The organism is Streptomyces sp. NPDC060002 (assembly GCF_042737245.1).
GTDB lineage: Bacteria > Actinomycetota > Actinomycetes > Streptomycetales > Streptomycetaceae > Streptomyces.
Genome location: NZ_JBHWUW010000001.1, coordinates 173,634 through 196,477, shown reverse-complemented (window position 1 = coordinate 196,477; position 22,844 = coordinate 173,634). Strand labels below are relative to the sequence as shown.

Below are 22,844 nucleotides of genomic sequence, written 5' to 3'. Positions count from 1 at the left end.
GACCGGCCGCCCGGGTGAGCGGGCTGGAGCGTGCCGCGGGGCAGCCCCGGGGGCGCCGGGTGACGGTCCCGGCCCGCCGGGCCGGTGGCCGCCCGGGACCAACGAGCGCCGGCTGGGGGAGAGGAAGCAGCGCTCGCAGACGACGTCCGCCCGCCGCGACCGGCGTGGTGACGACGTCCGCCGCCGCGACCGGCGTGGTTGTGGCCGCTCCACCCGGTTGGCCGCTTCGAGCGGTCCGGGGCTCGCGGTGGCAGGCGGCGACCGGTTTCCCCGGGGTCTGAGGGACTCCGAGTGACTTCGAGTGGCCGTGCGGGACTCCCGCGCACTCCTGGGGGTGGGCAAAACGGACGCGGTCCGTAGCATGAGAGCTCCCGCCCCAGCCGGACATGGTCAGCGAGGAGCCGATCGTGCGAGACATCTCCGTGTTCAGCGGTAGTGCCCACCCCGAGCTGGCCGCCGAGGTCTGTGCCCACCTCGGCGTGCCCCTGAGCCCCACCCGACTGAGCAGGTTCGCCAACGACTGCCTGGAGGTCCAGCTCCAGGCGAACTGCCGGGAACGGGATGTCTTCCTGGTCCAGCCCCTGGTCCGGCCCGTGCAGGAGCACCTCGTCGAGCTGCTGCTGATGTGCGACGCGGCCCGCGGGGCGTCGGCGGGCCGGATCACCGTCGTCATGCCGCACTACTCCTACGCCCGCTCCGACAAGAAGGACGCGCCCCGCATCTCCCTGGGCGGACGCCTGGTCGCGGACCTGATGGCGGCGGCCGGCGTCCACCGGGTCCTCACCATGACCCTGCACTCGCCCCAGGTGCACGGCTTCTTCTCGATGCCCGTGGACCACCTGCACGCCCACCGGGAGCTGGCCGCCCACTTCCGCCGCTACGACCTCACCCGCACCACCGTGGTCTCGCCCGACCTCGGCAACGCCAAGGAGGCCGCCGCCTTCGCCCGGATGATCGGCGCCCAGGTGGCGGCCGGCGCCAAGCAGCGGTACGCCGACGACCGGGTCAGTATCAGCGCCGTGATCGGCGAGGTGGCCGGGCGGGACGTGATCGTCCTCGACGACGAGATCGCCAAGGGCAGTACGGTCCTGGAACTGCTCGACCGGCTGCGGGAGTCGGAGCCGAGGTCGATACGGGTGGCGTGCACGCACGGCCTGTTCGCGGCCGGTGCTCTCAAGCGGCTCAGCGAGCAGCCCGACGTGCTGGAGATCGTGTGCACCAACACGGTGCCGGTGCCCGCCGAGGAGCACACCGACAAGCTGCGGATCCTGTCCATCGCGCCCGCCCTCGCGGAGGCCGTGCGCCGTATTCACAACGGTGAGTCCGTCAGTGCCCTGTTCGACGCGGCGCGCGGCCCATAGCCGGGGACCGGAACCAGGGGGCTTGGGGACCGGGGACCAGGGGGCTGCGGGACTGAGGGGACTGAGGTAACGGGAGGAGCGCTTCGAGCGCCGTCATAACGTGCCGGAGGTGGCCTCGGGGTGTTCCAGGGCCGCGTCCAGCGTCGTGGCGGGCGGCAGCAGCCGGTACAGCCCCGTGGCCCGCAGGATCCGCAGGGTGAGCCGATGGGTGCAGACGAGGTGCAGATGGCCGCCGTGGTCGAGGACGCGCCCGCGCGCCCGGTACAGCAGGCGCAGCCCGGAGCAGTCGAAGAACTCGATCCGGCTCAGGTCGATCACGATCCGGGGGGCAGGACCGCCGGTCGCGTCGTCGAGGAGCGGGGAGATCTCGGTCGCCGCGACGATGTCGATCTCGCCGCGGAACTCCAGCACGGTGTACCCCCGGTCCTCGCGGACGCGCAGATGTGGGGTGTCCGCTGCGGGTTTCTCCAGCACGACGACATCGCCTCCAACCCGCTCCACCGGTCGGGAGCCTCCAACGGGCGGGGAGCAGACAGCCGTTCCCCGCCCCAGCAAGTTACCCCTGATCGAGTGAATTCCAGCATGTTCGATTGACATATGTCTTCGAAATGCAACCGACTCCGCCGGAGTTTTTTCGCGCCGTGAGCGAAGGGGTGCGCCGAGTGCTACGACAGGGCGTGCCACGCCTTGGAGAGCGCTGTGCGCAACTGCTCCGCCTGGTGTGCGGTGAGCTCCCGCACCATGCGCTCCTCCAGTTCCCGCACCGGCCCGGCGTGCCGGTCCAGCAGTTCGCGCCCCTCCGTGGTGAGCAGGATCAGCAGCTCGCGCCGGTTGCGTGGATTGCGTTCGCGGCGGATGAGACCGCGGGTCTCCAGGGAGCGCACCAGGTCGGCGATGGACTGGGCGGTCACGAAGGAGTCCCGGGCCAGCTGGGCGGCGGACAAACCGTCGTGCCGTTCCAGCACGGTGAGCGCCGTGTACTGCAGGGCAGTGATCCCCGACGGCTTGACCAGCTCGTCCAGGTGGGATCGCACGACCAGCTCCACCTGCTTCACCATGTAGAGCAGGGACGGGGGCTCCTTGTGGGGCTGAGGTGCGGACGCTGTCTTGGTTGTCTGGGTGCCGGCCATGAGTCCGAGCGTAGACCATTGACAGGAAACCTGTCTGTAATGAGACTGCGGACCAACAGGAATCCTGTTGGTTGAAATCTTGGCGACGATGCTGAGGAGTGGCGATGACCACCTTCGAGACCGACCCCGGTCGGCTGTTCATCGGGGGACAGTGGCGTGAGGCCGCAGGCGGAGCGCGGACCGAGGTGGTCGACCCGTCCCGGGGCACGGTCGTCACCACCGTGGCGGAGGCGGGCGCCATCGACGTCGACGCCGCTGTACAGGCCGCGCGCGCGGCCTTCGACGCCGGGCAGTGGTCCGGACTGAGCGGCCGGGAGCGCGGCCGCGTCCTGCTCCGGGTGGCGGAACTGATCCGTGCGGAGGCCGACGAGATCGCCCGGCTGGAGAGCCTGGACGTCGGCAAGCCGATCACCCTGGCGCACGCGGTCGACGTCACGAACGCGGCCAACGACTACGAGTACTTCGCCTCCCTCGCCTTCTCCCTGGACGGCGCGACCCGCGACACCCCGATGAACGCCCTCGCCTACACCAAGCGGGGTCCGATCGGTGTGGTCGCCGCGATCACCCCGTTCAACTTCCCGCTGATCCTGGCCGGTTCGAAGATCGCCCCGGCGCTCGCCGCCGGCAACACGGTCGTCCACAAGCCCGCCGACGAGACCCCGCTCAGTGCCCTGTACATGGCGGGACTGTTCCAGCGGGCCGGCGTCCCGGACGGGGTGGTCAACGTCGTCACCGGCGCCGGTCCGGTCGCAGGCGAGGCGCTGCTGCGGCACCCCGGCGTGGACAAGATCGCCTTCACCGGCTCCACCGCGGTCGGCCGGCACGCCGCGAGCATCGCGGGTGAGAACCTCACGCCGGTGACCATGGAACTCGGCGGCAACGCGGCGCACATCGTCTTCGAGGACGCCGACCTGGAGAAGGCCGTCGGCGCGGTCATCAAGGGATTCGTCTTCAACACCGGCCAGTTCTGCATGGGCGGCCCACGTCTGCTGGTGGCGCGCCCGGTCTACAGCACGCTGCTGAACATCCTCGCCGAGGCCGTCCCCGGCGTGCCGGTCGGCGACCCCCGGCAGGTGGAGACCGTCGTCGGCCCGATGGCCGGGGAGAAGCACCTGCACAAGGTCGAGGAGTACGTCGAACTGGCCCGCAAGGAGGGCGCCCGCGTCGTCTGCGGCGGCGAGCGCCTCGACCTCGACGGCGGCTACTACTACCAGCCCACCGTGATCGCCGACCTCGCGAACGACTCCCGTGTCGTCCAGGAGGAGATCTTCGGCCCGGTCCTCACCGTCCAGCCCTTCGACGACGAGGACGAGGCCGTCGCGCTGGCCAACTCCACGCCGTACGGCCTGGCTTCGGGCATCCAGACCGGCAACCTGGCCCGCGCCCACCGCGTCGCCGACCGCCTCCAGGCAGGCATCGTCTGGGTCAACGACTGGGCGATGCTCGACCCGGCCGTCCCCTTCGGCGGCGTCAAGGACTCCGGTTTCGGCCGCGAGTACGGCCCCGAGGCGCTCCACGCGTACACCAAGGTCAAGTCCGTCGTCGTCTCGCTCGACTGAACGCGCCGCGAAGCACAGGGAGTCCAACCCATGTCCATCACCACGCGCGCCGCCGTCGTAGAGTCCGGCGGAGTCCCCTTCACCCTGTCCGACGTCGTCCTCGACGACCCCGCCCCGCACGAGGCGGTCGTCCGTCTGGTGGCGGCCGGACTGTGTCACACCGACCTCGGTGTGGCGAGCGGCGGGCTGCCCTTCCCGCTGCCCGGAGTCCTCGGCCACGAGGGCGCGGGCGTCGTGGAGTCGGTCGGCTCGGCCGTCACCGGGGTGGCGCCCGGCGACCATGTCGTGCTGTCCTTCACCTCCTGCGGCGAGTGCCGCAACTGTCACGGCGGCCACCCCGCCTACTGCGCCACCTGGCTGCCGCTGAACCTCATCGGCGGCCGTCGCGCCGACGGCACCAGCACCATCAGCCGGGACGGCGAGCCCCTCGGCGGCCACTTCTTCGGCCAGTCCTCCTTCGCCGAGCGGGCCCTGGTCGACGAGCGCAGTCTCGTCAAGGTCGACCGCGGCGTACCGCTGGCGTCGATCGCCCCGCTGGGCTGCGGAGTCCAGACCGGCGTCGGCGCCGTCTGGAACGTGCTGAAGCCGGCGACCGGCAGCACGATCGTCGTCCTCGGCGCGGGCGCCGTAGGCCTGTCGGCGGTCATGGCGGCCGCCCTCACCCCGGCCACCACGATCATCGCGGTCGACCGGGTCGCCGAACGCCTGCAGCTGGCCAAGGAGTTGGGCGCCACGCACACCGTCGACGCGGGCGGGACCCCGCTGGGCGAGGCGGTCGCGGAGATCACCGGCGGGCGGGGCGCCGACGGCATCGTCGAGACCACGGGCAACACGGCCGTGCTGCGCCAGGGCGTCGACGCGCTCGCCGCCCGCGGCACCCTCGTCGTCGTGGGCGCACCGCCCTTCGGCAGTGAGGTCGCCCTGGACGTCAACGGGCTGCTGGGCGGCAAACGGGTCGTCGGGCTCACCCTCGGCGACAGCGAGACGCAAGCCTTCATCCCGGCCCTGGTCGAGCTGGTCAAGGAGGGGCGGCTCCCGCTGGACCGCCTGATCGGCACCTATCCGTTCGCGGACATCGACCAGGCGGTGCGGGACATGACCGCGGGCAGGACCATCAAGCCCGTGCTGCTGTTCTGACGGCTCGTCAGTCGACCGTCAGGACCAGCTTGCCGGTGGTCCGGCCGGTGTCGCCGAGCGTGTGTGCCTCGGCGGCATCGGCCAGCGCGAACGTTCCCGCGATCGTGGCGCGCAGCTTCCCCGTCCCGACCAGTTCGGCGATCGTCCGCATCCCGGCCCGGTCGGCGTCCACGAGCATCCGCACCGCCCGTACGCCGAGCCGCTCCGCCTCCTCGTAGAACTCGTTCGACCCCACCGGCAGGATCGACACCACGGTCCCGCCCGGCCGCAGCACGCGCAGGGACCGCACGGAGGTGTCCCCGCCCAGCGTGTCCAGGACCACGTCGACGTCCTTGACGGCCTCGGTGACGTCGTTCTCCCGGTAGTCGATCACCTCGTCGACGCCGAGCTCCCGCAGGAACTCGTGCTTGCCCGCGCTGGCCGTACCGATCACATACGCGCCGCGCGCCTTGGCGATCTGCACGGCGACATGGCCCACACCGCCCGCGGCCGCGTGGATCAGTACCCGCTGTCCGGCCTCGAGTGCGGCGTTCTCCACCAGGGCCTGCCAGGCGGTCAGCGAGACCAGCGGCAGCGCGGCCGCCTGGACGTGGTCGATCCCGGCCGGCTTGTGCCACAGGGCACGGACCGGGGCGATGGCGTACTCGGCGTGCGAGCCGTGGCCGTAGGGGTACGGCAGCATGCCGAAGACCTCGTCGCCCGGCCGGAAGGCGGCCACGCCGATGCCGACCGCCTCGACGGTCCCGGAGAGGTCCCAGCCCAGGACGAAGGGCGGTTCGCCCAGGAATCCGCCCGTCGCGCGGTGCTTCCAGTCGGTCGGGTTGACGCCGGCGGCGCGCACCCGGACCAGCACCTCGTTGGGACGCGGTGCGGGTCGCTCCACTTCTTGTTCCTCGAGGACCCCGGGTCCGCCGAGGACGTTCTGGCTGATGACGCGCATGGTGTTCACAGTGCTCATGGTGACCAGCCTGCCGGGCCGTGCCCGACCGGGAAATGGCAAGATTGCCAAGCTTCGATAGGATCGTGCCATGCAGGCACAGCAGCGCAAGCACCGGGTGGTCGTCCTCGCCCTCGACGGCGTCTACCCCTTCGAGCTCGGCATTCCCAGCCGGATCCTCGGCGCGGCCGACGGCCACTACGAGATCCTGACCTGCTCGGTCGACGGCCGCCCCGTCCAGACCAACGCCGACTTCACGGTCGGCGTGCAGCACGGCCCGGAGGCGCTGGCCACGGCCGACACGGTCGTCGTCGCCCCGGTGGCGTCCGGCTGGATCACCGCCGAACTGCCGGACGGGGTCGCCGAGGCGCTCGCCCGGATCCGACCCGAGGCGCGCATCGTCTCCATCTGCACCGCCGCGTTCGTCCTCGCCGCCGCCGGTCTCCTGGACGGCCGCCGGGCCACCACCCACTGGCAGGTCGCCGAGGCGTTCGGCCGGATGTACCCGCAGGTCGACCTCGACCCGGACGTCCTCTTCGTCGACGACGGCCGCGTGCTGACCTCGGCGGGCGCCGCCTCCGGGGTCGACATCTGTCTGCACCTGGTCCGCAAGGACCACGGCAGCGAACTCGCCAACAAGGTGGCCCGCCGCTGCGTGGTCCCGCCGTTCCGCGACGGCGGTCAGGCGCAGTACATCGAACAGCCCGTTCCCGAGACCGGCCCGGCGAGCACGGCGGCCACCCGCGCCTGGGCCCTGGGGCGCCTCGACGAGTCCCTCGCCCTCGCCGACCTCGCCACGCACGCCAGGATGAGCCCGCGCACCTTCGCCCGCCGTTTCCAGGACGAGGTGGGCATGAGTCCCGGCCGCTGGCTGATCCAGCAGCGTGTGGTGCACGCCCGGCACCTGCTGGAGGCCAGCGATCTCTCCGTCGACCAGATCGCCGGCCGGGTCGGCTTCGCCACCGGCGCCTCACTGCGCCAGCACCTGCACGCGGCCATCGGGGTCTCCCCCCAGGCGTACCGCAGGACGTTCCAGACGGCCCGCTGAACGTTCCGGATCGCTGCCGCGTCACAGGAGCGGGCGCGAAAGGGCGACCGCGGGACGGGAACGGGGGACGGGTATGCGCGCACGGTTCGTGGCGTCGGGGCTGCTGGTGGTGCTGGCGGCCGCCGGATGCGGTGCCGGGGACGAGAAGGACGTGACCGTCGAGGGCACGCCCCCGGCGACCCCGTACGCCGGTCCCCTGGACATCGCCACGAAGGAGCTGGACGAGAGCACGCCGGAGGCCCTGCGCAGCGTGTCCGGCGCCGCGGGCCGGGCGCTGGAGTGCGACGGGGAGATCTTCTGGGGCGGCGGGCCGGACGGCTGGAGCGAGCGCGACGGCGGTGACACCCCGGAGGAGGGGCTGCGGCTCTACTTCGACATGTTCGAGCCGACGGGCCCGCACTCCGGCTTCCGGGCGGAGCGCGAGGAGGCCGACCGGGTGCTGTACTCGTACGACGTGGACGGCCGGACGAAGGTCGCCGTCGTCGTCGCCCGGGACCAGAAGGAGCGGCCGGGCTGGGGTCCGGAGACCAACGCCTCCTGTGATCCGGCCGAACTTCCCGCGAGCGTCACGGGCTCCGGCGAACCGGAGATCTGGACCGACCGGCACGGTGAGCGGGTCGCGACCACGATCGTGAGCAGCCATTCCGGTGCCGAGCACTGCGGCTGGCAGACGGCGCACTTCCTGGGAACGGGCCGCGGCGAGAACTACCGGCAGTACGTCCGCGACCCCGACGGCGTGATCGAGAAGGACCTGCTGACCTCGCCGTACGACGGTGACGCCGCTGTGCCCGCTGACGCCCACGACACCGGATACCGCTACGGCGACCGGCGGTTGTGGCTGACGGACGACGCCTCGACGGCGTACGTCCGCACCTCCGAGGGTGTGGAGGCATGGCCCCTGGCGAAGGAGACGGTGGCGTGCGCGTGACCGCCGGTCAGCGGCTCGCGTGCAGCGCGACCAGCAACTGCCACACCTGGTCGGCGATCTCACCGGGCGTGCCCTCGAGGTCGCCGTGCAGCCAGTCCGCCAGCACCCCCGCGAAGGTCGCGGCGACGGCCGAGGCGACCAGGGGCGCGTCGGCCGCGCCCGCCCGTTCCCGCTCCCGCAGGCTGTAGGCCCGCAGGTCCCGGTGCAGCACACGGCCGAGCGGTCCGCCGCCGCCCGGCGCGAGCAGGGTGCGGTACAGCGCGGCGTGCGGCGTCAGCGAGCCGAAGAACTCCGGCAGCGCGGCCGGCGCCCGTACCGGGTCGGGCCGCCCCCGCCACGCGTGCAGCGCCTCCACGGCCTCGCGCACGACGTCCGCGCAGGCGTCGACCGCGAGCGCCTCCAGGTCGGGATAGTGCACGTAGAAGGTGGCCCGGCCGACCCCGGCCCGCCGCGCCAGCGCGGCGACGCCGACCTCCTCCAGCGGCCGCTCGGCGCATTCCTCGAGCAGCGCCGCGCGCAGCCTCGCCCGGGTGCGGGCCGCGCGCGGGTCCTCGGGCTCGCCGCGGGTCACTGCGCGATCAGGACGGCGGCCAGGGCGAGCGCACCGGGCAGGGCCTGGGCGACCAGGATCCGGCGGTTCGCGGTGGCCGCGCCGTACACGCCGGCCACGATCACACAGGACAGGAAGAACACCTGCGCCCGGAATCCGGTCGGGTCGGCCGCGATCAGCCCCCACACCAGGCCGGCCGCGAGGAAACCGTTGTAGAGCCCCTGGTTGGCGGCCAGCGCGGCGGTCCGCTTCGCCATCTCCGCGTCCAGGCCGTGGAACGACATCCCCGGCTTCTTCTGCCACAGGAACATCTCCATCACCAGGATGTAGAGATGCAGTGCGGCCACCAGAACGACCAGCACGTTCGCCAGGATCTCCATGGTCTCCCTCAATTTCTTGGACAGGTGTCCACTATAGCGGGACACCTGTCCAGGAAGTCGGTCGCCGGTGGGACTCGTGTGACCCCCGGGGCGGAACTCTTGGTGCGAACCGCTCGGTGACGGCCACACTGAAACCATGACGCCAGCACCCGCACGCCCCGCGAAGCAGCGCAAGCTCGACACCCTCCACCGGCTGGAACACGACGTAGACGCCTGGGTCGCCACGGCCGCCGAGGGCGGCGCCGCCCCCTATCTGGTCCCCCTCTCCTTCGTCTGGGACGGCGCGACCCTGCTCTTCGCCACGCCCGCCACCAGCCCCACCGGCCGCAACCTGGTGGCCACCGGTGTCACGCGCATCGCCGTCGGCCCGACCCAGGACGTCGTGATGATCGAGGGCACCGCCGTGGCCGTGCCGCCCGTCGAACTGCCGGAGGAGGACGCCGAGATCTTCGCGGGCAAGACCGGCTTCGACCCGCGCGAACTGGCCGCGCCCTACCTGTACTTCCGAGTCCTCCCCGGCCGGATCCAGGCCTGGCGGGCGGCCAACGAGATCCAGGGGCGGGAGCTGATGCGGGACGGGACATGGCTGGTGGCCGACTGAAACGGGGGTATCCGCAAGGTCCGGGGACGGGACTCGCCCGCCCCGGTCCGGATCTCGCGGAGGAGACGACGACATGGCATTGGTGAAAGCGGGCGTCGTGGTGCTCGACTGTGCCGAGCCCGAGAAGCTCGCCGAGTTCTACAAGGGGCTGCTGGACGCCGAGGAGATCGTCGCGTCCGCCAACCGGGTGGAGATCAGGGGCGAGGACGGGACCCGCCTGGCATTCCGGCGCGACGTGAACGCGACCCCGCCGAGCTGGCCCCGCCCCGAGAACTCCTTTCAGGCCCACCTGGACTTCCTCGTCGACGACCTCGACGAGGTGGAACGCAGGGTCGTGGGTCTGGGAGGCCGCCCCCTGGAGACCAGGGGCGCCCCCGGTCCGCACGAGGAGCGCGGCTACTCCGACCCGTCCGGCCACTCCTTCACCATCCGCCTCGAGCCCCCCACGGCGCCGAAGCAGGGCTGAAGCCGGGTACGGGAGCGGCCCGGCCCCCGCCCGGACGGCGCCGGGCAGGGCCGGGCCCGGACCGGGCCGGCGGTGGCCCCGCGGAGCCCGCAGGGGCGCCGCGCCGCCACCGCCGGCCCCGGGAGTTCCCGGGCGCCCCGCTCAGTCCCGGCCGCCCTTGTCCTGGGCCGGCCACACTCCCGTGGACCGTTCGATCGCCTTGGCGCCGGTGCGGTCCGCGGCGCTGCGGACCGCCGCGAAGATCGCGCCCTGGACCGCCGCGGCCAGCAGGATCTCGCCCCATCCGCGGTCCCGGTCCAGGGCGTCCGGAGCGTCGTCCTCGTGTCGGATCACCTTCCACGCCTTGCGGAACGCGAGTCCCGCCAGGGCGCCGCTCGCCCAGCTCAGCGCGAATCCGACGGGCTTGTAGGCAAGGGGGAGCTTGCTCTTCTTCTTCTTGGCCACGTGTGTCTCACTCCTTCTTCCGGTGCTGCGTGGATGGGGGTCTCAGGGTCGTCCCCACGGGAACCTCTTCGCCGACGGGGACCGGGCCGGGCGGCGTCCCGGTGCCGAACGGGCGGCCGCCGAGTTCCTCGCGGTGATGGGAGGTGTGCCAGCCGGCCAGGTCCGGGCCGAGGGGGACGATCCGGGTCGGGTTGATGCCGGTGTGCACCCGGTAGTAGTGCCGCTTGATGTGATCGAAGTCGACGGTGTCACCGAAGCCGGGCGTCTGAAAGAGATCCCGGACGTACGCCCACAAAACCGGATTCTCCGTCAACTTCCAGCGGTTGCACTTGAAGTGACCGTGATAGACGGCGTCGAAACGCACCAGTGTGGTGAACAGCCGGATGTCCGCCTCGGTGATCGTGTCGCCCACCAGGTAGCGCTGCCCCGCCAGTCGGGACGCAAGCAGCTCCAGCCGCCGGAACACACCCGCGCACGCCGCCTCGTACTCGCCCTGCTCACTGGCGAAACCCGCCCGGTACACCCCGTTGTTGACGTCCTCGTACACGTCGGCCATGACCGAGTCGATCTCGTCGCGCAGCCGGTCGGGGTAGAGGTCGGGGGCGCCGGGGCGGTGCAGGGCCGTCCACTCGGTGGCGAGGTCCAGGGTGAGCTGCTGGTAGTCGTTCGTCACCAGCTCGCCGCTGGGCACGTCCACGATCGCCGGCACGCTGACACCGTGCCCGTGGTCGCGCTCCCGCCGGTCGTACGCCTCGCCGAGATGGCGGATGCCGAGGACCGGGTCGCGGCCGTCCGGGTCGAGGGTGAAGCGCCAGCTGCGGTCGTCCTGGATCGGGTCGGCGATCGCCATCGACAGCGCGTCCTGCAGACCGAGGAGGCGCCGGGAGATCACCGCCCGGCTCGCCCACGGGCAGGCACGGCTGACCACCAGCCGGTAGCGGCCCTCCGCCACGGGCCAGCCATCGCGGCCGTCCGCCGTGATCCGGTCGGTGAAGTGACTCTTCGACCGCTGGAACGCCTTGTGGCCGTACGCGCTGTTGCCGTCGCCCCCGCCGCTCATGATGCCTCCCGCCGTCGTCGTGTCCTGTCGTGCGTGTCCCGGTCGCGGGCACGTCCTGCTGAACGCGTTCCCCGATTTCCGCCGACGGCACGGTATGAGCTCGACCCGCCTGGGCAGTCGGCGAACGTGACAGGGACACCTTCAGAACGGCACACCACACGTACCGCCGACGCGAACGCCACCCGGACCGCCGACGCGAACACCGAACGGGACACCGATGCGAACACCGAACGGGCGGCCGAGGAGAAAGCGCGAGGGAAAGGAGATCGCACCACCGAGTCGGCCGCCGACCGCAAGACCCGCGTCACCGTCCTGGTGGCGCTCGCCGCCAACCTGCTGATCGCCGTCGCCAAGGCGTTGGGCGGCCTGTTCGCGGGCTCGCCCGCGCTGCTGTCGGAGGCGGCGCACTCCGTGGCCGACAGTCTGAACGAGGTCTTCCTCCTCGCCGCACTGCGCCGCAGCCGGCGCCCGGCCGACGCCCGGCACCCCTTCGGTTACGGCAAGGAGCGCTTCTTCTGGTCGCTGCTGGCCGCCGTGGGGATCTTCGTCATGGGCGGCTGTTTCTCCTTCTTCCAGGGCGTGGAGGCCCTCCGGTCGGGCGCCGACGAGAAGTTCAGCGGCTATGTGGTGGGCCTGATCGTGCTCGGCGTAGCCTTCCTCGCCGAGGGCGTCTCACTGCTGCGCGCGCTGCACCAGGTCCACAAGCAGGGCGGGGGTGTCGCGGGTATGCGCGACCCGGCCCTGCGCACGGTCGTCGCCGAGGACGGCACCGCCGTGCTCGGCGTCACCCTGGCCGCGATCGGGATGTTCCTGCACATGGTGACCGGGCAGGTCGTGTGGGAGGCCTCCGCCTCGCTGGCGATCGGCGCGCTGCTCGTCTACGTCGCCTACCGGCTCGGGCGCGAGGCCCGCGACCAGCTCATCGGCGAGGCCGCCGACCCCGAGACCGGGGCGCGGATCCGCGCGCTGCTCGACGCCCAGCCCGAGATCGACAGCGTGGAAGCGCTGTTCACGATGAAGATGGGCCTCGACGCGGCCCTGGTGGCGGCCCGCGTCGACCTCATGCCGGGCCTGGACAGCGAGCGGGTCGAGGAGGTCGCCGTGCGCATCAAGCGCTCGATCGCGGCGACGGTGCCCGAGGCGGACCAGATCTTCCTCGATGTGACCGACCGGGGCGCGCGCGAGGCAGCGGAAAGCCCCGCCGCGACGGGGGAACGCGGCGGGGCCTGACAGTCGGGTGCCCGGTGGGAGCACCGTCACGCCTGTCCGCGACAGATTTTTCTACGAGCTGCTCGAGGAGTCCTCGAGCATCGCTCGAACGGTCCCCGCAGGGACACCTTCCGCGCCCGGACGGAGGCCGGCGTCTCAGCTGCCGGCGGCGGCCTCCACGACGAACACCGGGATCTCCCGGTCCGTCTTCTCCTGGTAGTCGGCGTACGGCGGATACGCGGCGACGGCGCGCTCCCACCACTCGGCCTTCTCCGTGCCGGTGACCTCACGGGCCGTCATGTCCTGCTTGCGCGGTCCGTCCTGGAGCTCCACCTGCGCATCGGCCTTGACGTTGAAGTACCAGACCGGGTGCTTCGGCGCCCCGCCCAGCGAGGCGACCAGGGCGTACCGGCCGTCGTGCTCCACCCGCATCAACGGCGTCTTGCGGAGCTTCCCGCTCTTCGCGCCCCGGGTCGTCAGCAGGATGACGGGCATTCCGGTGTCGCGCAGAGTCGTCGCCTCGGTGCCGCCGGAGCGCTCGTACTGCTCCACCTGTTCGCGCACCCACTGCGTCGGGCTGGCTTCGTACTCGCCTTCGAGAGGCATGGCATCCGTCCCCTTCGTCATCGCGCCGCGTCGTTCGCGTCACGTACGTCCCACTCGCAACCTGGTTCAACACCGGTGGCCGCGAGATTCATCCGCCCGGGGGCTGTCTAGGTCACCATGCGCACGGCCAGCACCGTCATCACCCCGCTCGACACCAGCGCCGTCACCAGCCGCCCCCGGTGGCCGGTGAGGACCCGGCCCAGCAGCGCGCCGCCACCGGCGAGCGAAACCTGCCAGCTGGCGGACGCGAGGAAGGCCGCCAGCACGAACACGCCCTGTTCCAGGGGCCGTACGGACTCGGTGGTGCCGGTGCCGAGCACCAGCGCGGCGAAGTAGATCACGGTCGTCGGGTTGAGGAGGGTGATGCCGAACAGGCTCAGACAGGCCCGGGCCGGGCTCGGCGGCGGGGGAGCGGACCGGGTGCTGAGCCGCCGGGCCCGGTACTGGCGTACGGCCGTCGCCGCGCCGCGCGCCGCCAGCGCCAGCAGGACCAGCGCCGAGGCCCAGCGCAACGGCGTCAGAACCGGCCGCAGCAGGGCGGCGACGGCGGAGCCCCCGACCGTGGCGACCAGGGCGTAGACGCCGTCCGCGAGGGCGACGCCGAGCGCGGCGCACACGCCGGTGCGCAGGGAGGTGCGGGCGGTGAGGGAGACGAGATAGGTCGCGACCGCGCCGACGGGTACGGCGATGCCGTAGCCCGCGACCAGGCCCGCGACGAGCGCGGCCGTCACGGTCGCGCGGTATCGGGCCTCCGGGGACGGCCGGGCTGCTGCCGGCCGCGCGCCGCGAGAGCGGTGGCGGGCGTCGGCGGCAGGAGGGCTTCGCATGTGGACATGGCCGGATCCTGCGGGTGAGGGCCGGGCGGCGGCAACCGGTTTTCCCGCCGCCGTCCCAAGAGTGACGCTTCGGAACGCATGGTTCCGGCCGAATCGCCCCATTGGTCGATCTGGCCGAACTGTGCGTCGCCCCATAGATGCCCGGGGCATCTAATGAAGATCGGCATGACGCACTCTTCGTCTGCGAGGTCACCCATGACGGACACGACGGACACGACGGACCGGAAGAACGCGACGGACACGACGGACCGGATGAACGCGACGGACACGACGGACCGGATGAACGCGGCGGATGCGACGGACCGGATGAACGCGGCGGATGCGCCGGACCGGATGAACGCGGCGGATGCGCCGGACCTGACGGAGGGGCGGTCCGGCCCGGCTCCCGTCGCCTACCCCCAGGACCGCACCTGCCCCTACCAACCGCCCGCCGCCTACGACCCCCTGCGCGACACCCGTCCGCTGGCCCGCGTCACCCTCTACGACGGCCGGGTCGCCTGGCTGGTCACCGGGCACGAGGCGGCCCGCACCCTGCTCGCCGACCCCCGCCTGTCGACCGACCGCACCCGCCCCGGCTACCCGGCGACCTCGCCCCGCTTCGTGGCGCTGCGCGACCGCCGCTCCGCCCTGCTCAACGTCGACGACCCCGAGCACCACGTCCAGCGCCGGCTGCTGGCCGCGAGCTTCACCCTCAAACGTGCCACCGCCCTGCGCCCGGCCATCCAGCGGATCGTCGACGAGCGCATCGACGCGATGCTCGTGCAGGGACCGCCCGCGGAACTCGTGAACGCCTTCGCGCTGCCCGTGCCGTCCACGGTGATCTGCGAACTGCTCGGCGTCCCGTACGCCGACCACGAGTTCTTCGAGGAGCAGTCGCGGCGGCTGCTGCGCAGCCGGGTGCCGGACGAGGTGCGCGCGGCGCGCGACCGGCTCGACGCCTACCTCGGCGCGCTGATCGACCGGAAGCTGGCGGCGCCGTCCGGCGACGGCGTCCTCGACGCCCTGGTCCACGAGCAGGTGCGGGCGGGCACGGTGGACCGGGAGGAGGCGATCGCGCTGGCCACGATCCTGCTGGTCGCGGGCCACGAGACGACCGCCAACATGATCTCGCTGGGGACCTACACCCTGCTCCGGCACCCCGAGCGGCTGGCCGAGCTGCGCGCCGACCCGGCACGGCTGCCGGCGGCCGTCGAGGAGCTGATGCGGATGCTGTCCATCGCGGACGGGCTGCTGCGCCAGGCCACCGAGGACATCGAGGTGGCCGGGACGACGATCCGGGCCGGGGAGGGCGTGGTCTTCGCGACCTCGGTCATCAACCGCGACGAGAGCGCCTACCGCGAACCGGACGCCCTCGACTGGCACCGCTCCGCCCGCCACCATGTGGCGTTCGGCTTCGGTATCCACCAGTGTCTCGGCCAGAACCTGGCCCGCGCGGAGCTGGAGATCGCCCTGGGCACGCTTCTGGCCCGGCTCCCCGGCCTGCGGTTGGCCGTGCCCGCCGACGAGGTCCGCTGGAAGCCCGGCGACACCATCCAGGGGATGCTGGAACTCCCCGTGACCTGGTAGGGGGCACCCGTGACGGACATTCACATCGACACGGACGTCTGTATCGGCGCCGGCCAGTGCGCCCTGGCCGCCCCGGGCGTCTTCACCCAGGACGACGACGGCTTCAGCGTCCTCCTGCCCGGCCGGGAGGGCGGCGGCGGTGACCTGATGGTCCGGGAGGCCGCGCGGGCCTGCCCGGTCGGTGCGATCAAGGTGTCCGAGACGGCCGGTTGAGGCTCCGCCTGCCACCCGTGAGGTTGATCAACTGCCGGATCCCCAGGGGCGGGCGCGGAGCTCGGCGGCCGTCGGGCCGACCGCGCCCGCACCCTGTATCCCCTTCAACTGTCCTACGTTAAACGGCATTCGTGTACATCCTGGGATGCGAGAACGCAACCCGAGGCGGACCATGGAAGGGGCGGGGTCTCTTTCCGGAGCGGCGAGTGTCGTCTGGGGAGACGGCGTGGGGCTGTCAGCCCCTTGGCCCTTCATCTGCGCGGCACGGCTCCGCCCTGTCACCTGTCGCTCCGGGGCCGGTTCACTTCACGGAGGCACACCATGCCTGTGCTCTTCTTCGATATCGGGGCGACCTTGGCGGATGCCCGTCAGGAGGCCGACGGCTCGCTGACGCTGGTGCCCCGACCGCGTGTCCTCGCCGTGCTCGACGCCTTCCGCGACGTACGCAAGGGCGTCATCTCCGACCCGGGGCCGGGTGCGGCCGACGCGGAGCGGGCCGCGTCGGCCCTGCGGGAGGCGTTCCCGGACCGTTTCACGGACGAGGCTCTCGTGCACTGGGGCGCCAAGGACAGCCGGGAGGCCTTCGACGGGGCGGTGGCCGGCACGGCGGGTGAGGGGACGCCTGCCTCGGCGGCCGACGAGTGCGTCTTCGTGGGGGAGGACGCCCGGGAGCGCGCGTTCGCAAGGGAAGCCGGGATGCGCACGGCGGCCCACCCCGTGTTCACCGCCGCCTCCGTGGAGAACCGTTCCGTCCATTGGGCGCGGATCGTGCTGCCCGAGGGCCTGGGGCTGCCCGCGCTGGAGGGGGTCGCGAACCAGACCGAAGTCGTCCCCGTGCATGTCGCGTCGGCGCGGCTCGTGCTGGCCATGACGAGCACGCTCGGCGCCGTGGTGCTCGAACAGGCCGGGTTCACGGTCGACTTGCGGGGACCGGTGGAGGACACGGCGGCCTTCCTGATCCGCGACGACCGTCCGCTCACCCCCGTCCAGACCGCCGGGGACGCCCGGGGCGGGGCGACGGCGCGCGCCACGGCGGCCTTCGGCCTCGCCGCCGACGAACTCGCCGCGGCCGCCACCGCGCCGCTCCTCCCCCTGGGGCCCGCGCCGGGCGGCGTCTACCTCGCGGCGCCCGCCGGTGCTCCGGTGGAGGACGTGCACCTGCCGGGTGCGAAGCCGGGGCACACCGAACGGCTGCTGCCGGACCCGGCGCTGCTCTCCCGGCCCGGCGAGGCATGGGCGGAAGGACTCGCCGGCCGCCCGGCGGAGGGCGGCGCGGAGCCGGACCCCGCCGCGATGGCGGCCATGGACGGTCACCCCTCCCCGGAGACGATCGCAGCGGTGCGCGCGGCCGTGACCCCCGAGGTACTGCGCGGCCATGTCGCGCGCCTCTCCGGTGTCGAGCCCTTGAGAGACGGCGAGGGGCTGCTGGTACGCAGCCGGGACGCGTCCGCCGAGGACAACCCGCGGGTCGTCGAGGCGCTCGCGGACCGTTTCCAGGACCTCGATCTGAGAGTCCGGCTGCACCGGTTCCGGTGGCGGGGGCACCAGCTGTTCAACGTGGAGGCCGAGCACCGCGAAGCCGGGGCGGACTCCACGGTGCTCATCACCGCGCACCTGGATTCCACCGCGTCCAGCGGCGACTTCGTCGATGCGAACGGCGACCCCCGTCCCTACGACCCCGCCGTGGATCCCGCACCAGGCGCCGACGACGACGGGAGCGGAACCGCCGCCGTCCTGGCCGCCGCCGAGTGCCTGCACGCGCTGCTCGCGGACGGCAGGGCGCCCTCCCGGAATGTGCGCTTCGTGCTCTTCAACGCCGAGGAACAGGGCCTGGTCGGCAGCAAGTTCTACGCCAGGGCCGCCGCCGCGGAGGGGGAGCGGATCGCCGGCGTCTTTCAGATGGACATGATCGCGGGCCGCCGGCAGGGCAGCACGCCGACCGTGGAGATCCACGCCGGTTCCTCGGTGTCGGGCCCGGTCGTGAGCGCGTCCGACGCACTGGGCGCTCTCGTCGCGCACACCGTCCCGGCCATCGACACCGGGGTGACGGTCCAGCAGCTCACGGGCCCCGCCGATCCGGCGATCGGGCGCAGCGACCACGCGAGCTTCCATGAGCGGGGCTGGGCGGCCGTCGCCGTCTCCGAGGACATCTTCGCCCTCGACGGCGGGCCCGGCACGGGCACCCGGCAGTACCACACCCAGGGAGACACCCTCCTCGACCAGGACCACAGCACGCAGTTCGCCGCCACGGTAGCCCGCTCCGTCACGGCGACCGCCCTGACCCTCGCGGGCCTGTGACCCGCAAGTCCGCCCAGACACGGGCCTCGCGCCCTCGGGAGGAGCATCCGTCATGACGCAGTTGATCGACAAGCGAGACCTGGGGTACGACCGGCTCGCCCGGCTTCCGGGCGCCGAGGCGTTCCTCGCCGAGACCGATCGGGTGGCGGAGTCGGTGCGCCACACCCTGATCGCCGAGGAAGGCAAGGTGAACCGCTTCACCGGCCACCTGACCGAGCTACGGGTGGAGGGTGCACCGGCCGGTCTCGCCGACCGGGTGGGCGCCGCGTCCGCCGACGGCGACTACATCGCCAGGGCCAAGGAGTACTTCTCTTCGGTCGCGGCGGCGATCGGCTTCGCCTCCGGAGAATCCGCCGAGTTCGAAGCCGACCCGAAGGTGACGGTCACGAGCGGCGGCATGCACGTGGTCAGCCTCCAGCAGACACTCAACGGCATCGATGTGTGGGGCATGGCCCCCAAGGTGTGGCTGCGCGAGGACGGCACGGTCGACCGGGTCGTCGGCGACACGGCGAGTGTGCCGGGCAACGTCCCCACCATGCCGACCGTGCCGGTCGGGACAGCCCTGGCCGCCGGCGCCGCGAGGGCCGCCGAAGCGGTCACGCTCGACGGCCTGCTCGGTACCGACGAGCTGCCGGCCCTGGACGTCTCGGACGGCTTCCGCCGACTGAGCTCCCAGGCGCGCAACGACCAGCCGATGACGTTCGACAAGGGCGCCTTCGACGAGGCGATCCCCGCTCGGCTGGTGTACTTCTACATGGGCGACACCGTCCGTCTCGCCTGGTCGTTCAGGTTCTCCCGCGCGCAGGGGGCCGTGCAGTTCCACGCGCTCGTGGAGGCCGAAGGGATGAAGGCGGACAGGACGGCACCACAGGTCCTGTACCTCCAGGACCTGACCAATCATGTCGTCGGAGGACTGGTGTTCCGGCAGAACCCGGTCGAGACCGGGTTCGCCCTGGCCTCCTTCCCGCTGCCGCTGAGCGACTATCCGGTCGCACCGCGGCCGACGACGGGGCCCGGGTTCCCCGGCCCGTGGGTGGAGCGGCAGAACGGAAGCGTGGCGACCGTCGGGAACAACGTGCAGGCCGTCGACGGGGACACCGGGGAGAGCTTCAAGGTCGACGTCGACGCGGCGGGCAACGGGTTGTTCACTCCGACCCCCGACACGCCGGAACAACTCGTCACCAACATCTTCTTCTTCTGCAACTACATGCACGACATCTTCGTGATGCTCGGCTTCGACGAGGAGCACGGCAACTTCCAGACCGTCAACTCCTCGGGCCTGGGCGTGGGCGCCGACCCGGTCGTCGCACACGCCCATCCCGGGCCGGTCTTCGGCACGGCCAACATGCTCACGCGCGCCGACGGCCTGGCGGCGGAGATGAACATGGGTCTGGTCGCCGCGACCGGAAGGCACACGGCCAACGAGGCGCAGGTGGTGCGCCACGAGTTCACGCACGGTGTGACCAACCGGCTGGTCGGCGGCCTGCACGACGCCAACGGCCTGCGCGAGGACCAGTCCAGGGCGATGGGCGAGGGCTGGTCGGACTTCTTCGCGCTGACCATCCCCAACTTCTCCCAGGAGCGGGAGCACACCGTCGTCGGCGACTGGGTGATCGACAATCCGGCCGGCATCCGCCAGCGGCCCTACGACGACGCCTACCCCGGTGGCTTCGGGGACATCGGGCAGCTCACGGGCGGGCTCGACTACACGAAGATCCACAACGTCGGCGAGATCTGGTGCGCGGCGCTCATGGAGATGACCCGCCGGATCAGCGCGAAGCTCGACAGCAAGCAGCGCGGCTACCGGGTCGCCTGGCAGGCCGTCGTCGACGGGCTGAAGCTCACCCCCAAGAACCCGTCCATGCTCACCGCCCGCGACGCGATCCTGCGGGCCCTGAAGGATCTCAAGGGCACGTCGCTCACCACGGCCGAGTACGCCGAGGCCCGGACGGCGGCCTGGGGATCGTTCGCCCGGTACGGCATGGGCTTCGACGCCTTCTGCCCCAATGCCTCCTTCGTCGGCTGCCGGGCCGGTGGTCAGCTGCCCCCGGCCGGGCACGAGGACTGAGTTCGGCCCGACAGCAGCCGCGCCGCCTCGCGTGCCTCCGTCGCCGGGGCGGCGCCGCCGTCGATCCCGGCGGTCACGGTGACGTCCGTCGCCGTACCGAGGGGCAGCCACCAGAAACGTTCGCGCGGCTCCCCGGACGAAGGCTTCGCCCACTCTGCCCCGATGACGCGCCGGCGCTCCCCTCCACGCCCTGTGAGGATCACGCCGACGTCCGTCGGGAAGGCCCGGCTGTGAAGGCCGTCGGCAGGTTGTGTGAAGCACCGCCGTCGATCAAGGGGCGAGATCGTGCTCGCGACGAAGGCCGGCCCACGGTGACCGCCCCGATCGTCGGAGCCGCGAAGCCCCACCACCTCGAGGACACGGTGGCGGCCACCGAACTGACACTCACCGAAGAGGAGTTGGCGGAACTGGAGGAGCCCTACAGGCCCCACCCGGTCGCCGGCCACTGAAAACGCCCCGTCAGGGGCGCGGGGAACCGCGCGACCAGCCCCCGCGCACCGGCACCCGAAGCGCGGCCCGGTGAGCGGACTGCTAGTGCGGGCCTTGCGGTGCGAACTCGGTACCGCAGGGCCCCGCCCCCTCGCTGACGGCCAGCGGCACCCGCTCCCCGCCCATGGAGACCGTCCGGTAGTACCGGCCGATGCGCTGCGCCGACTGTCCGGCATAGTGGCCGATGAACGACCGCCGGAACCGGTCGTCGCTGCGGTTGGGACCCGACCCGTGCACCAGGCTGCCGTTGAAGAACAGCACGTCACCCGGAGCCATGTCGACCGGCACCGCGGCGAGCCCGGGCGGCGGCGGCACGTACTCGCGCGCGAACGACACCTCCGCGTCCGCCTCCTCCGGGCAGAACAGCCCCATCCGGTGGGTGCCGGGCACGACCTCCAGGCCGCCGTTGTCCCGGTCGATCACATCACAGGCCAGCCAGGCCGCCACGCACGTGCCCGGCTCGACCCGCAGATAGAAGTTGTCCTGGTGCAGCGCCTGGCCCCGGGCGCCCGGCGGCTTGAAATAGAACATGCTCTGCGCGGCCAGCACCTCCTCGCCGAGCAACTCCTCCAGCACGCCCCGCAGTCGCGCGTCCAGCAGCACCTGCCGGGCCAGGGCGCTGATCTCGTGCGGATGCATCACCCTCGGGTACGCGTGCAGCGGGTCGGTGGCGCCGGGGCGCGGCTCGAAGTGCCCGGGCACCGGCCGCCCGGCCGCGTGCAACTCCGTGAACTCCCCGCACAACCGCTCGACCTCGTCGTGCCCGAACAGCCCGCGTACGACGGTGAAGCCGTCCTCCCGGTACTGCCGCAGCCCCACCGGGGTCAGGACGGGTGCTCCGGCGGCGCCGGTGTCCGTGACGGTCATAATTGCCCTCCTCGGTCCACTGGTCTCGACCCGCCACGCTAGGCCGCCGCGCCCTCCGGGAGGATGCCCATGCGTGCTGACCACCTGCCCAGGACTGCCGGGCCCGCGGATCCGTCCCCGCCGCCCGGTCTGGTGGTGGTCGGTCACTTCGACGAGGACGCCGGGTACGGCGTCAACCGGCCTCAGGGTTCGGACAGTTGGCTGTTCACCTGGACGACGGGCGGGTGCGGCAGGCTGCGGCAGGGCGGGAGCGAGGTGCGGGCGGGCGCCGGAGATCTGGTGGTGCTCGCGCCGGGCGTCCCGCACGCCTACGCCGTCGAACCCGGCGCCCGGCACTGGCGGTTCTGGTGGGCCCACTGCCAGGCCCGGCCCTCCTGGACACCCTGGCTCCGCCCGTACGCCACCGGCGACGGCCCGGACGGTCTGTACGCCGTCGGCCCGGTCCCGGCCGCCCTGCACGACCGGATGGAGGGAGCCTGGCGGCGGACGCACGCCGACGCCCGGTGGACCGGCGCGGACACACCCTCCGGTGATCTGGGGATCGTGGTGGCCCACGGCTCCGCGGCCCGGGAACTCGCCCTGTGCGGACTGGAGGAGGCCGTCCTGCTGGCGGCCGCCTCGGCCCGGCCTCCCGCGTCCCCGCCCGGCCTCGACGACCGCGTCCGCCGGGCGCAGGCGCGGATGGCGGCGGATCCCGGCGGCCCGCACACCGTCCGCACGCTCGCCGCGGAGGTCGCGCTGTCGCCCTCGCGCTTCGCCCACCTCTTCACGCAGCAGATCGGCCGTTCCCCGATGCGGGCCCTGCTCGAGACGCGACTGCGGCACGCCGCCCGGCTGTTGGAGGGCACCGACCTGTCCGTGGAACGCGTGGCGTCGGCCTGCGGCTTCGCGAGCGCGTTCCACTTCAGCCGCGTCTTCCGGGCCCGGCACGGCACACCGCCCGGCGCGTACCGGGACGGAATGCGTCAAGCAATTACCGTCCCGAAAGGCGCATCGAAAGTGGCACCAAAAGGGACACCGATACAGTGACCACCCCACAGGGGTTCCGCCGTTGACGTTTCGTCAAAATTATTCGGCTCGCACGGAATGCA

The 22,844-nt window shown here is 72.2% G+C and carries 25 protein-coding genes; 14 read left to right on the top strand and 11 right to left on the bottom strand.

All coding sequences use genetic code 11. From position 1 onward, the window contains the following. Positions 1 to 407 precede the first annotated feature (407 nt). On the top strand, positions 408 to 1,361 hold the full coding sequence (locus ACFWBD_RS00830) for a ribose-phosphate diphosphokinase (RefSeq protein WP_385660703.1): 954 nt from the start codon (positions 408 to 410) through the stop codon (positions 1,359 to 1,361). Between the two features lie 93 nt (positions 1,362 to 1,454). Here ACFWBD_RS00830 and ACFWBD_RS00825 read toward each other — a convergent pair whose 3' ends face one another. Then, positions 1,455 to 1,862 (bottom strand): anti-sigma factor antagonist, encoded by a 408-nt coding sequence (locus ACFWBD_RS00825; RefSeq protein ID WP_385660700.1) that lies wholly within the window; start codon positions 1,860 to 1,862, stop codon positions 1,455 to 1,457. Positions 1,863 to 2,026: 164 nt separating this feature from the next. Further along, on the bottom strand, positions 2,027 to 2,491 hold the full coding sequence (locus ACFWBD_RS00820; protein ID WP_385660697.1) for a MarR family winged helix-turn-helix transcriptional regulator: 465 nt from the start codon (positions 2,489 to 2,491) through the stop codon (positions 2,027 to 2,029). 104 nt (positions 2,492 to 2,595) lie between these two features. Here ACFWBD_RS00820 and ACFWBD_RS00815 point away from each other — a divergent pair, with 104 nt between their 5' ends. Both ACFWBD_RS00815 and ACFWBD_RS00810 read left to right on the top strand, forming a co-directional pair. Next, positions 2,596 to 4,050 (top strand): aldehyde dehydrogenase family protein, encoded by a 1,455-nt coding sequence (locus tag ACFWBD_RS00815; RefSeq protein WP_385660694.1) that lies wholly within the window; start codon positions 2,596 to 2,598, stop codon positions 4,048 to 4,050. A 30-nt stretch (positions 4,051 to 4,080) separates the two neighbouring features. Next, the gene (locus ACFWBD_RS00810) at positions 4,081 to 5,187 is read left to right on the top strand and encodes an NAD(P)-dependent alcohol dehydrogenase (RefSeq protein WP_385660691.1); all 1,107 of its coding nucleotides are present in this window, start codon (positions 4,081 to 4,083) and stop codon (positions 5,185 to 5,187) included. A gap of 7 nt (positions 5,188 to 5,194) precedes the next feature. Here ACFWBD_RS00810 and ACFWBD_RS00805 read toward each other — a convergent pair whose 3' ends face one another. Continuing rightward, positions 5,195 to 6,145: an NADP-dependent oxidoreductase gene (locus tag ACFWBD_RS00805; protein ID WP_385660689.1), complete on the bottom strand. Its 951-nt coding sequence runs from the start codon at positions 6,143 to 6,145 to the stop codon at positions 5,195 to 5,197. Positions 6,146 to 6,215: 70 nt separating this feature from the next. On the opposite strand from ACFWBD_RS00805, the gene ACFWBD_RS00800 reads away from it, so the two are divergent. Beyond that, positions 6,216 to 7,172, top strand: a complete 957-nt coding sequence (locus ACFWBD_RS00800; RefSeq protein ID WP_385660687.1) for a GlxA family transcriptional regulator — start codon at positions 6,216 to 6,218, stop codon at positions 7,170 to 7,172. A gap of 73 nt (positions 7,173 to 7,245) precedes the next feature. Next, positions 7,246 to 8,100: a hypothetical protein gene (locus tag ACFWBD_RS00795; protein WP_385660684.1), complete on the top strand. Its 855-nt coding sequence runs from the start codon at positions 7,246 to 7,248 to the stop codon at positions 8,098 to 8,100. Between the two features lie 7 nt (positions 8,101 to 8,107). On the opposite strand, the gene ACFWBD_RS00790 is transcribed toward ACFWBD_RS00795, so the two are convergent. Together ACFWBD_RS00790 and ACFWBD_RS00785 are read right to left on the bottom strand one after the other, a co-directional pair. Continuing rightward, complete coding sequence (locus ACFWBD_RS00790; protein WP_385660682.1) at positions 8,108 to 8,671, bottom strand: TetR/AcrR family transcriptional regulator; 564 nt, start codon at positions 8,669 to 8,671, stop codon at positions 8,108 to 8,110. Then, positions 8,668 to 9,030, bottom strand: coding sequence for a DUF1304 domain-containing protein (locus ACFWBD_RS00785; protein WP_054241086.1), 363 nt, complete (start codon positions 9,028 to 9,030; stop codon positions 8,668 to 8,670). The genes ACFWBD_RS00790 and ACFWBD_RS00785 overlap by 4 nt, the downstream gene beginning before the upstream one ends. Before the next feature lie 136 nt (positions 9,031 to 9,166). Between ACFWBD_RS00785 and ACFWBD_RS00780 the strand changes: the two genes are divergently transcribed. Beyond that, positions 9,167 to 9,631, top strand: coding sequence for a pyridoxamine 5'-phosphate oxidase family protein (locus tag ACFWBD_RS00780; RefSeq protein ID WP_385660679.1), 465 nt, complete (start codon positions 9,167 to 9,169; stop codon positions 9,629 to 9,631). Between the two features lie 73 nt (positions 9,632 to 9,704). After that, positions 9,705 to 10,097 (top strand): VOC family protein, encoded by a 393-nt coding sequence (locus tag ACFWBD_RS00775; protein ID WP_385660675.1) that lies wholly within the window; start codon positions 9,705 to 9,707, stop codon positions 10,095 to 10,097. Positions 10,098 to 10,238: 141 nt separating this feature from the next. Here the strand turns inward: ACFWBD_RS00775 and ACFWBD_RS00770 are convergent, their stop codons facing one another. Together ACFWBD_RS00770 and ACFWBD_RS00765 are read right to left on the bottom strand one after the other, a co-directional pair. Then, a complete protein-coding gene (locus tag ACFWBD_RS00770) occupies positions 10,239 to 10,541 on the bottom strand; it encodes a DUF4235 domain-containing protein (RefSeq protein WP_385660672.1) in 303 nt (100 codons plus the stop codon). 7 nt (positions 10,542 to 10,548) lie between these two features. Continuing rightward, on the bottom strand, positions 10,549 to 11,601 hold the full coding sequence (locus ACFWBD_RS00765) for a glutathione S-transferase family protein (protein ID WP_385660669.1): 1,053 nt from the start codon (positions 11,599 to 11,601) through the stop codon (positions 10,549 to 10,551). Positions 11,602 to 11,727: 126 nt separating this feature from the next. Between ACFWBD_RS00765 and ACFWBD_RS00760 the strand changes: the two genes are divergently transcribed. Further along, positions 11,728 to 12,831, top strand: coding sequence for a cation diffusion facilitator family transporter (locus ACFWBD_RS00760; RefSeq protein WP_385660667.1), 1,104 nt, complete (start codon positions 11,728 to 11,730; stop codon positions 12,829 to 12,831). Positions 12,832 to 12,966: 135 nt separating this feature from the next. Here ACFWBD_RS00760 and ACFWBD_RS00755 read toward each other — a convergent pair whose 3' ends face one another. Next, positions 12,967 to 13,416, bottom strand: coding sequence for a nitroreductase family deazaflavin-dependent oxidoreductase (locus tag ACFWBD_RS00755; protein WP_385660665.1), 450 nt, complete (start codon positions 13,414 to 13,416; stop codon positions 12,967 to 12,969). A 107-nt stretch (positions 13,417 to 13,523) separates the two neighbouring features. Beyond that, complete coding sequence (locus ACFWBD_RS00750) at positions 13,524 to 14,147, bottom strand: LysE family transporter (protein ID WP_385660662.1); 624 nt, start codon at positions 14,145 to 14,147, stop codon at positions 13,524 to 13,526. 438 nt (positions 14,148 to 14,585) lie between these two features. On the opposite strand from ACFWBD_RS00750, the gene ACFWBD_RS00745 reads away from it, so the two are divergent. From ACFWBD_RS00745 to ACFWBD_RS00730, 4 genes are all read left to right on the top strand, one after another. Further along, positions 14,586 to 15,818 carry a cytochrome P450 gene (locus ACFWBD_RS00745; protein WP_385661480.1) on the top strand — a complete coding sequence of 411 codons (1,233 nt, stop codon included), beginning with the start codon at positions 14,586 to 14,588 and terminating at the stop codon, positions 15,816 to 15,818. Between the two features lie 9 nt (positions 15,819 to 15,827). Continuing rightward, the gene (locus tag ACFWBD_RS00740; protein ID WP_385660660.1) at positions 15,828 to 16,031 is read left to right on the top strand and encodes a ferredoxin; all 204 of its coding nucleotides are present in this window, start codon (positions 15,828 to 15,830) and stop codon (positions 16,029 to 16,031) included. A 321-nt stretch (positions 16,032 to 16,352) separates the two neighbouring features. Then, positions 16,353 to 18,329, top strand: a complete 1,977-nt coding sequence (locus ACFWBD_RS00735) for a M28 family metallopeptidase (RefSeq protein WP_385660658.1) — start codon at positions 16,353 to 16,355, stop codon at positions 18,327 to 18,329. A gap of 52 nt (positions 18,330 to 18,381) precedes the next feature. Continuing rightward, complete coding sequence (locus ACFWBD_RS00730) at positions 18,382 to 20,397, top strand: M36 family metallopeptidase (RefSeq protein ID WP_385660655.1); 2,016 nt, start codon at positions 18,382 to 18,384, stop codon at positions 20,395 to 20,397. Here ACFWBD_RS00730 and ACFWBD_RS00725 read toward each other — a convergent pair. Then, the gene (locus ACFWBD_RS00725) at positions 20,367 to 20,600 is read right to left on the bottom strand and encodes a hypothetical protein (protein WP_385660652.1); all 234 of its coding nucleotides are present in this window, start codon (positions 20,598 to 20,600) and stop codon (positions 20,367 to 20,369) included. The two genes, ACFWBD_RS00730 and ACFWBD_RS00725, sit on opposite strands and share 31 nt — an antisense overlap. A gap of 108 nt (positions 20,601 to 20,708) precedes the next feature. On the opposite strand from ACFWBD_RS00725, the gene ACFWBD_RS00720 reads away from it, so the two are divergent. Then, complete coding sequence (locus ACFWBD_RS00720) at positions 20,709 to 20,846, top strand: hypothetical protein (protein ID WP_385660650.1); 138 nt, start codon at positions 20,709 to 20,711, stop codon at positions 20,844 to 20,846. 82 nt (positions 20,847 to 20,928) lie between these two features. Here the strand turns inward: ACFWBD_RS00720 and ACFWBD_RS00715 are convergent, their stop codons facing one another. Beyond that, positions 20,929 to 21,753, bottom strand: a complete 825-nt coding sequence (locus ACFWBD_RS00715) for a phytanoyl-CoA dioxygenase family protein (protein ID WP_385660647.1) — start codon at positions 21,751 to 21,753, stop codon at positions 20,929 to 20,931. Positions 21,754 to 21,822: 69 nt separating this feature from the next. Between ACFWBD_RS00715 and ACFWBD_RS00710 the strand changes: the two genes are divergently transcribed. Further along, positions 21,823 to 22,782: a helix-turn-helix domain-containing protein gene (locus tag ACFWBD_RS00710; protein ID WP_385660644.1), complete on the top strand. Its 960-nt coding sequence runs from the start codon at positions 21,823 to 21,825 to the stop codon at positions 22,780 to 22,782. Positions 22,783 to 22,844 lie beyond the last annotated feature (62 nt).